Here is an 8,844-nt window from a genome sequence, read left to right on the forward strand (position 1 = left end):
TTTATGTATCGTTAAACCGGTGAATGATGTTATCTATGACTGTAGCTGATGTCTTCCATGAGATCTGGTTTCCCCTGACTGTACCCCGTGGAGGGGCAGTCGTTGAAAACGTCTTGATAAGGTTGGAAAGATCATCACGCTTTGTCGGACAGAAATAAACAACATCTGTGCCACCGACTTCCTTGAATGCTTCAATATCAGATGCAAGGACTGGTGTATTCATCGATAACGCTTCAGCAATGGGCAACCCAAAGCCCTCATAAAGAGAAGGATTAATAAGTGCGATGGCGCCCGCGTAATAATTTCTTAGGTCTGCATCGCTGATGTATCCTGTAAAAATTATATTCGGAATGTTACGGAACCATTCTATTTCAGGATTTCGTGCAAAAGAAGCATGGCTAGCTCCTACAATAATCAGGTCAATATCCTGAAGACTGGCTTCATGAAAAGCTTTAAGCAGGAACAGGAGGTTTTTCCTCGGATCGAGTGATCCCACAAACAAAAAGTAAGGTCTCGGATGGACGTTCACCAGTTCATCGCTTTGAGCAGCGACAAAAGAGCTGGCATTTGGAGCCACAGAAATACGCTCCGGATTGATGCGATAGAAAGACGAGATCTCTCTCTTTGAAAACTCACTTACCGTTATGATATGCCTGCTGCTGTTTAACACCCTCGGAATCAGCCATCGGTAATAAAGGACAAACTTTTTCGAAAAGAACTCAGGGTGCCTTTCGAAGGCTATATCATGGAGGCACGTGATCTTGTTTTCATAAAACAGAGGTGCTACATTACAGAAGTTCAGCAACAAGGGATTGTCTTTCGAGTTCAGAAACCGTGGTAAAGTATACTGCTCCCATAATATTCCTGCAGAGGTTCCAACGATATCCTGATTTTGCGGCAAATGGTAAGTCGTCTCATTGAGGTGGTCCCGCGCACAGGCGACCTTTGCCGTGCTGGTCAGTTCTTTGCATATCTCCGCTGCATATCGTTGTACGCCGCTTAGTTTTTGAGAGAGAAATTTTCCATTGATATATACCGTTCTTTCAGTCATGTAACGTATTTAAAAATTCAATCAAACGTTCATTAAGCGCAGCCGGCGAATAAGCATTTCCCATCACGGCGCAGGCCGCTGACTTCTCGACGATTCCTTGGGGCCTTTCCATTATGCTTTCCATAAGGACCTTAAGGCTATTCTTCTTCATCTCGAACAGCCACATGCAACGTTCGTCATACAGTTCTTTCAATCCGCCCTTACTTGCCAAACAAACCGGGGTTCCCGCGGCTGTCGCTTCTATCGGAACCCTCCCAAAAGGTTCGTTCCAGCCTGACGGCACGATCACCAGATCGACGCTTCGATAAAACGTCTCCGAATCGGCTTTACCTAAGAAACTGAACTCAAACATGCCTTCATACCGTTCTCTTAATTGGGACTCAAACGCTGGTAGCACCTTTCCTGCAAGCACCAGTTTGAACGACTGTCGAAGCTTCCCCATCGAGGCTAACTCATCAAAGAGGAAGTCTACACCTTTCTGCTCGTTTACCTTACCTATGAAGCCAAAAATAAGCTTAGACGAAGGAGATTTTGTTATGGCACCCGGTGATGGCGCGTGCAGGCCGTTTGCAATAACTTTGGCTGGCTTATTCTCTCCTACAGAAAACCGGCGGTGCTGTTCCAGAATGAACTGGCTAATGCCGACAAAGGCGTCAGGCAGTTCAAAGAAGTTTTTCTTGATGGAGTATGTCAGCTTGCAGGCACCACAAAGTTGAGTGCAATCCTTGCAACCAGCATACATCGACGTAGTATGGCACATTAGATAATAATCCCGCATCGTGTGTACAAGCCTGATGTTACGTGATTTTATGATCTTCCATATAGAGGGCGAAAATCCCTGTATATTGTTAGTATTTACTACATCAGGCTTTACGCGGTCAAGTATTTTCCCGATTTCCCTTTTGTAAAACGGATTTGATGAATCCAGGAGATGCCAGATCAATTTTTTGTAAGACGGCTGACCTGCCGCTTGCTCGATGTGGTAGAGGTTGCGTGTTTTGATCGTGATCACTTCAACCCCGTTCAGCTCTCTGACTGATGCATCATAGCCAAGGGTGAGTACATAAACTCGATGTCCTGACTTAACCAACGCCTCAGCCATTGTACGAACGGAAACTTCAGCGCCGCCCACTTGAAACGGTTCATATAACGTGTTGACGAACAATATCTTCATCGTCTCTTCTTTAAGGAGTTTACCATATTCCTACCAGCGGTCTGCAGGTAGCCGAAATTAAAATATTCTCTATCTATGAGATGAATATTATGCCTCTTGAGTACGATGAACAAACTGATCATAATGCTAAGTTCTGTGCAAACCCAGGCGAGGGCCGTTCCATAGTAACTCATAACAGGGATAAGTGCAACATTCAAAATCACGTTCACCATACAACCAACAATCGTAATCCGGAAGTATATCTTGTCCAGCTTCAGGTTCAGCAGCGTTTGAACGCCCAACACGTTGCTGACACTTGCTACAAAGGGGCTGATAGCCAAGATTCGGAGGATCCATATCGAATCCTGAAACTGCGAGCCATATAAAATATGAATCACCAGCGGTGCAGATAAAGCTGCGAACAGGCACATCGAAAGGGTGTAGACCATGACCAGCGGAAAGACACGCTTCACCTCAGTGATCCCTTCTGTCTTCCCTGCTCCAAACGCGCTACCGATATGCGGAAACAATGCCTGACTCATCGGCAGTAACATAACGCTCTGTACCACAGCAATCACTCTCGACGCCGCTGTAAAAATACCCACTTCCCGCTCAGAACTGAACATCCCCAGGAGCACCGTGTTGCTTGTTGTGTAGAAGCTGATCATCAGCGTAGCCATAAACACCATCTTATCCTCTGCCAGTAAGCCCCTCACCGCCTTTAAATCCGGACGTTTGAAAGTCAGCGCAAACCTTTTTTTCGCATAAACGAACAGCCCCAAAGCAACCAATACCTGCGAAGATGCTGACATCACTGCGTACCATACGTAGTCATCAGGTTTCTGGATCAGAAAGACAATGGAGACACAAAAGACGAGCTTAGCAACAAAGTTAAAGACGGCAGTCTGATGGATAATCTGCATGCCCTGAAAAAGCCAGTTTGGAGTGAAAACATTAGCTAAACAGCTGGCGAAAATGAAGATACTGACAACAGGATGCTGGTTGATCTGGGGCATGGACACGAAGAGCATGCTAAAGAGCAGCACCGATAGAACGAAAAGAAGTACTCTTGAATAAAAAATTTGAGAAAAGAGGTTGTTGATGATCGTTTCATCCTGACGATTTTGAGCTACCCGTCTGGTCGCCGTAAAGTCGAATCCAAAATTGATGAGCAGAATGAAATAAGTAACGATAGCGATCGAAAAATTGATCGCGCCGAAACGTTCGGGGCCTATTATCCGAACAATAAAGGGGAGTGTTAAAAATGGGAGAAGAAAGTTAGAAGCCTGTATAATGGTTAAAGCACCATAGTTCTTACCTAATGCTTTATTTTTTGTCATGTAACGTTCGTTAAGCAGATATTGGGCCAAATATAGTAAATGAGACAGCAAATTTGACTAGCTGTCTGATTCTCCACTGAGCCCGTCCGCTTTAACCCTGACCAGTGCTTTCTTCATAAGTCGGCCCATAAAGACCAGGAACCTTATTGCCGGTTGCACGAAGGTAAACGATCAATTCCCCGCGATGATGGTAAATGTGATTGAACAGAAATCCACGAATAACCAGGCTTCTAATCATTGGCCCAAGAATAATGCGGTCTCCGTACTTCATCGTCCACTGCACAGTCAAGCTTTCTTCAGTTACGGAGCGCAACGCAACCCTTGCCTTTTCTACATTTTTTTCAAAAAGCTCAATTGTAGCACGAATATCATCCGGGGCTCCGCGCTCAAACTTGTCCGCCGCCATATCATAAACATCCTGAGTAAGTGTTCCCACATACCAGTAGTATATCGTAGCGATATGCTGAGCCAACTCCCCCATCGTCCAGGAATTTGGAGAAGGCTTAAAGCTAAGATCCTTTTCAGGCACTGCCAGCAGTAGCTTTCTTGTGCTGGTAACCTCGTGCTCGAACTCGTCAATTAAGGCCTGTACTATCATATTCTGTATTGTTTACGCTGCTTAATAAACAAAGTATCCGATGAAAGGTTTCCAGACGAGCATGACGCCAGGATCTATCTTTTCAGCTTAGCAGCAGCGAATTCATCAGCCAACCAGATTACCCGATTGCTTTCGTTAATTATCAGCTGTGCAGGATAAACACCTTCATTCGGTTGCCCTTCCAGCACCTCGAACAGGGCATCGGCCTTGGAAGCGCCAAATACCATAAACATGATTCTCTTAGCCTTATTTAACAATGGCGCCGTAAAAGTAATCCTGTACATCTGCTGACTTTCCAGATAGTATGAAACCACCCATCGCTCCTGCTCAGAGAGCACTTTTGTGCCGGGAAAAAGCGAAGCAGTATGTCCGTCTTCTCCCATGCCGAGCAAGATCAGATCGAATTGACCATCTGCCCCCAGTTCATCTCTGAGTAACCCTTCATAAGCTTGTGCGAACTCTTCAGGTTCGCGGTTGCTTTCCCACATGGGGAATAGCTGATCAGCAGGTATAGGTACATGCTTGAGGAGAGCATTATATGCCATTCCTGCGTTGCTTCTTTCATCATCTAGCGGCACCCATCTCTCGTCTCCCCAGAATACGATAACCTTAGTCCAATCAATTGCTGAAGCATATTCTTCCCTTGCCAAAAGCTTATAGACACTCTCGGGCGACGTGCCCCCTGTCAGTGCTACAGTAAATATCCCTTTTTTTGCGATGGCTGATTGAGCCGTTTCAATGAAGATATCTGCAGCCGCTGTGCTAAGCTCCTCTTTATTTTTTAAGACTCTGAGCATTCCTGTTGTTTCCTCCAAAGTTGATTCCTGCCCATATATGGCCCTCACGCGCAATGAGTGCCTCTGCTGTTTCTGGTCCCCATGAACCTGCCGCGTAATTGGGAAAATTAATGGACTCCTTCGATTCCCATACCTCCAGGATTGGAGTGATCACGTCCCAAGCCTCCTCAACCTGATCTGAACGCATAAATAAAGTAGCGTCTCCCTGCATGGCATCCAACAGGAGTGTTTCGTAAGCTTCCGGCGTTTGGGTAGAACAATCATCATAGTCAAATACCATCTCCACCTGATTCAGGTTCATTTCCAGTCCTGGCTTCTTAGCCGTAAATCGCAGACGTATATCCATCTGTGGCTGGATGTTGATCGTCAGTCTGTTTGGCATAATGCTGTCAGCCTGATTGTCGGGAAAAGTGGAGTGAGGAACCGGTCGGAACTGTATCGTGATAGACGATGTCTTCTCCTGCATTCGTTTGCCGGTCCTCAGGTAAAAAGGAACATCCTGCCAGCGCCAATTATCCAGGTAAAATTTAATAGCGGCATAGGTTTCTGTATTGGAGTTCATGCTCACTCCCGTTTCTTCCCGATATCCGGCAACCTGATGGCCCTTCATCCAGCCCGACGCATATTGGCCTCTGACAGCCGTTTTATGCACTTCTTCATGCTTGATCCGGCGTATTGCTCTCAACACATCCGCCTTTCTGTTACGGATCTCTTCAGCCTCAAAAGAAACCGGTGCTTCCATCGCGATCATACACAAGATTTGAAGCAGGTGATTCTGGATCATATCCCGCAATGCTCCCGACCCTTCATAGTAGCCGCCCCTATCCTCCACGCCCACTTGTTCCGCGACGGTTATCTGCACATAATGAACGTAGTTTCTGTTCCAGATCGGTTCGAAGAGCGCATTAGCGAACCGGAACGCAAGAATATTCTGCACCGTTTCTTTGCCGAGGTAGTGATCGATACGGTAAATCTGTTTTTCCTGAAAGGTATGTCTCAGCAGATCGTTCAAAGCAATAGCCGTCTGCTTATTGTACCCAAATGGTTTTTCTACAATAATACGGTCCAGCCCCGTTTCCGTAGCTAACGCGAACCTGCCTATGCGGGTCGTTACTGCCTCGATATAGCTTGGTGCGACCGACAGATAGAATAATCGGTTAGCCCGGTTCGCCCAAAGAGCATCAATTTCTGATAGCTTGGTTGAAAGGGACGCATAGGTAGCGTCCTCATTGATATCTGATTGAAAATAAGTAATGCTGTCGCTGAACTTTTCCCACTTCTGTGGTTCAGGAATGCCGCTTCGCGAAAATATGGACATGGCCTGATACAAGTGATATCTATATTCAACATCACTATATTCTGTTCTGCCTAAGCCGATGATTGCGAATTTCGCAGGCATCCAGCCATCGAGATACAAGTTGTAAAATGCCGGGACCAACTTTCTCTTAGCCAGATCTCCGGTTCCTCCGAAGATGACAATAATGGTCGGAGCGACCGGGTTACCATTTTTCATAATGTATCCGTTTCGATAAATAATAAACTCTTAACCCCACTGCGTGTGGAATAAACCTTCCTGGTCGGTCCTCTCGTAGAGATGGGCACCAAAGTAGTCCCGTTGTGCCTGTATCAGGTTGGTGGGAAGGTCTGGACTCCTGTAAGCATCAAAATAGCCCAGCGAAGCCATATATGCGGGTACAGGAACGCCACTGTCTACTGCCATTTTGATAAGCGTGCGAAGCCCCGCCTGAGTGTCTACGAGCATGCCGCCAATCTCATCGTCAAGCATCAAATTAGATAAGGAACTATCCCGACGGAAAGCAGCGCGGAAATCTTCGAGGCAAGCAGCGCGAATAATACAGCCTCCTCTCCAGATCCTGGCGACGTCTTCCAGCTTTAGCTCATAGCCATAAGTTGTTGAAGCCGCTCGCAGTTGCGCGAACCCCTGTGCATAAACGCTGACCATCGCAAACTGAAAAGCTTCCTTCAGCACAATATCTGCTTCTTCAGATGAGACTGGAGATGTCGAATTGGTCCAGATCAACCTTGAAGAAGCCTGAATTCGCTCCTCTTTGCGTGCGGAAAGATCCCTCATGATGACGGCTGCGTCAATCACCGGAACAGGTATTTGCAGATCCATAGCATTTTGCGATGTCCATTTTCCAGTTCCCTTGGATCTGGCCCTGTCTGAAATTACATTTATGAGTCTCAGACCGGTAAGCTCATCTTTCTTCTTTAAAACTTCAGCAGTTATTTCGAGCAAGAATGACTGTAGTTCCGAATGGTTCCACGCTTCAAATGTAGTCTGTATTTTCCCGTCGGGATACTTCAGCCCTCTTTTCATGAAGTCGTAGCTCTCCGCAATAAGCTCCATAATAGCGTATTCAATGCCGTTGTGAACCATTTTTACGTAATTGCCCGCGGAGCCATTTCCAAGAAAACTAACACAGGGCTCGCCGTTTACATCAGCGGCAATGGCCTCAAAGACAGGACGCAGCCGTTCATAAGCTTGCCTGTCTCCTCCCGGCATCATACTGGGGCCGAAGCGAGCGCCCTTTTCACCTCCGGAAATTCCCATCCCAAAGAAATGTATATTTTTCGCCGCTAGTTCAGCTACCCTCCGATCGGTGTCAGCGAAGTAGGAGTTACCTCCATCAATAACGATGTCGCCCTCTTCAAGATAATTAAGCAAGCTTGAGATCGCAGCATCAACCGCCTTTCCAGCCGGAACAAGCAGCATAATCGCTCTGTTTTTTTTTAGCGATTTAACAAAATCGGCGGCCGAGGTCGTGCCAAAAACATGTTGCTCCGCACTCGCTTCGCTCTCCAGGAAAGCGGCCTTTTCGGTATCCAGATCGAGACCGGCAACGGAGAAACCATGGTCAGCCATGTTGAGAAGCAAGTTTCTGCCCATAACGCCCAGGCCCACAATGCCAAAATCATGTTGTTCCATACGCAATCTTACTTAATATGTGAAGTTACCTACTAGAGGTCTTTTGCTTGTCGTTCTAATGCAATAACTTTATCCAGCCGCCTCTGAAACCTTTCTTCAGGTTGGTACTGCGCCCTCAGGAAGGTATCAGCCAGTTCAGTCATCATAGCCGGCCCCATAACCCGTCCTCCAAGACACAGCAGATTCATATCGTCATGCTCCACCCCCTGATGTGCTGAATAGGTTTCGGAGATCAGTGCTGCCCTTACGCCGGGAAACTTGTTTGCCGCAATGGAGACGCCAACCCCGCTTCCACATACGGCAATGCCCCTGGTAACTTCGCCCCGGGAGATGGCCAATGCAAGAGGGACGATGATATCCGGATAGTCGTCTGAAGAATCGTACTCGAAAGCACCGTAGTCTGTAAGCGTATACCCCTTTTCTTTCAACTGTTTCATTAGTTGCGACTTTTGTTCAAATCCTGCATGGTCTGCAGCAATTCCTACGTTCATAATTGAAAAGACTAGACTCTGACAACAGCCAGCTAATAATAATGTTCGGAACAATAGTACGTGATAGCTGACCATTCAACCTGAGAAACGATCATAGGTCGGATATGTTCCTTTCGGCATTCCCGGAGTCTGCATAAAATAGAATTTCGATCATTTTTTGGGGGTTTAAAAGAAATTCTCTGGTAACACGATACAACTCGGTTTCCTGATATGCTTTCTGGCAAATTCCTTCATTTGTAAATTCGTATATGATCGAATCCGGGTAAGCTATTAATATAGGTGAATGGGTAAGTCGGAGGCCAAGCGGTCTTAGGAAGACAATGGGTCTTACCAACTCCTTGGCTCACAGAACGACATGGCTACGATCCGACTTCGGTTTCCTGATATGCTTTCTGGCAAATTCCTTCATTTGTAAATTCGTATATGATCGAATCCGGGTAAGCTATTAATATAGGTGAATGGGT

General features: G+C 46.4%; 8 protein-coding genes. All 8 read right to left on the reverse strand.

The annotated features are described in order from the left end of the window. Window position 1: 1 nt before the first annotated feature. Complete coding sequence (locus ACKI5J_RS19070) at window positions 2-1,051, reverse strand: glycosyltransferase family 4 protein (protein ID WP_407431398.1); 1,050 nt, start codon at window positions 1,049-1,051, stop codon at window positions 2-4. Continuing rightward, window positions 1,044-2,225 carry a glycosyltransferase family 4 protein gene (locus tag ACKI5J_RS19075; RefSeq protein WP_407431400.1) on the reverse strand — a complete coding sequence of 394 codons (1,182 nt, stop codon included), beginning with the start codon at window positions 2,223-2,225 and terminating at the stop codon, window positions 1,044-1,046. Before ACKI5J_RS19075 ends, ACKI5J_RS19070 begins: the two co-directional genes overlap by 8 nt. Then, window positions 2,222-3,544 (reverse strand): flippase, encoded by a 1,323-nt coding sequence (locus ACKI5J_RS19080; RefSeq protein ID WP_407431402.1) that lies wholly within the window; start codon window positions 3,542-3,544, stop codon window positions 2,222-2,224. Before ACKI5J_RS19080 ends, ACKI5J_RS19075 begins: the two co-directional genes overlap by 4 nt. A gap of 91 nt (window positions 3,545-3,635) precedes the next feature. After that, the gene (locus ACKI5J_RS19085; protein ID WP_407431404.1) at window positions 3,636-4,142 is read right to left on the reverse strand and encodes a DinB family protein; all 507 of its coding nucleotides are present in this window, start codon (window positions 4,140-4,142) and stop codon (window positions 3,636-3,638) included. A gap of 74 nt (window positions 4,143-4,216) precedes the next feature. Then, a complete protein-coding gene (gene pgl, locus ACKI5J_RS19090) occupies window positions 4,217-4,939 on the reverse strand; it encodes a 6-phosphogluconolactonase (RefSeq protein ID WP_407431406.1) in 723 nt (240 codons plus the stop codon). After that, window positions 4,917-6,452, reverse strand: coding sequence for a glucose-6-phosphate dehydrogenase (gene zwf / locus ACKI5J_RS19095; RefSeq protein WP_407431408.1), 1,536 nt, complete (start codon window positions 6,450-6,452; stop codon window positions 4,917-4,919). Before zwf ends, pgl begins: the two co-directional genes overlap by 23 nt. Window positions 6,453-6,482: 30 nt before the next feature. Beyond that, window positions 6,483-7,889 (reverse strand): NADP-dependent phosphogluconate dehydrogenase, encoded by a 1,407-nt coding sequence (gene gndA / locus ACKI5J_RS19100; protein WP_407431410.1) that lies wholly within the window; start codon window positions 7,887-7,889, stop codon window positions 6,483-6,485. A gap of 32 nt (window positions 7,890-7,921) precedes the next feature. Continuing rightward, the gene (locus ACKI5J_RS19105) at window positions 7,922-8,380 is read right to left on the reverse strand and encodes an RpiB/LacA/LacB family sugar-phosphate isomerase (protein WP_407431412.1); all 459 of its coding nucleotides are present in this window, start codon (window positions 8,378-8,380) and stop codon (window positions 7,922-7,924) included. Between the last annotated feature and the right edge of the window lie 464 nt (window positions 8,381-8,844).

It is taken from the genome of Arcticibacter sp. (assembly GCF_045629565.1).
Classification (GTDB): domain Bacteria; phylum Bacteroidota; class Bacteroidia; order Sphingobacteriales; family Sphingobacteriaceae; genus Arcticibacter.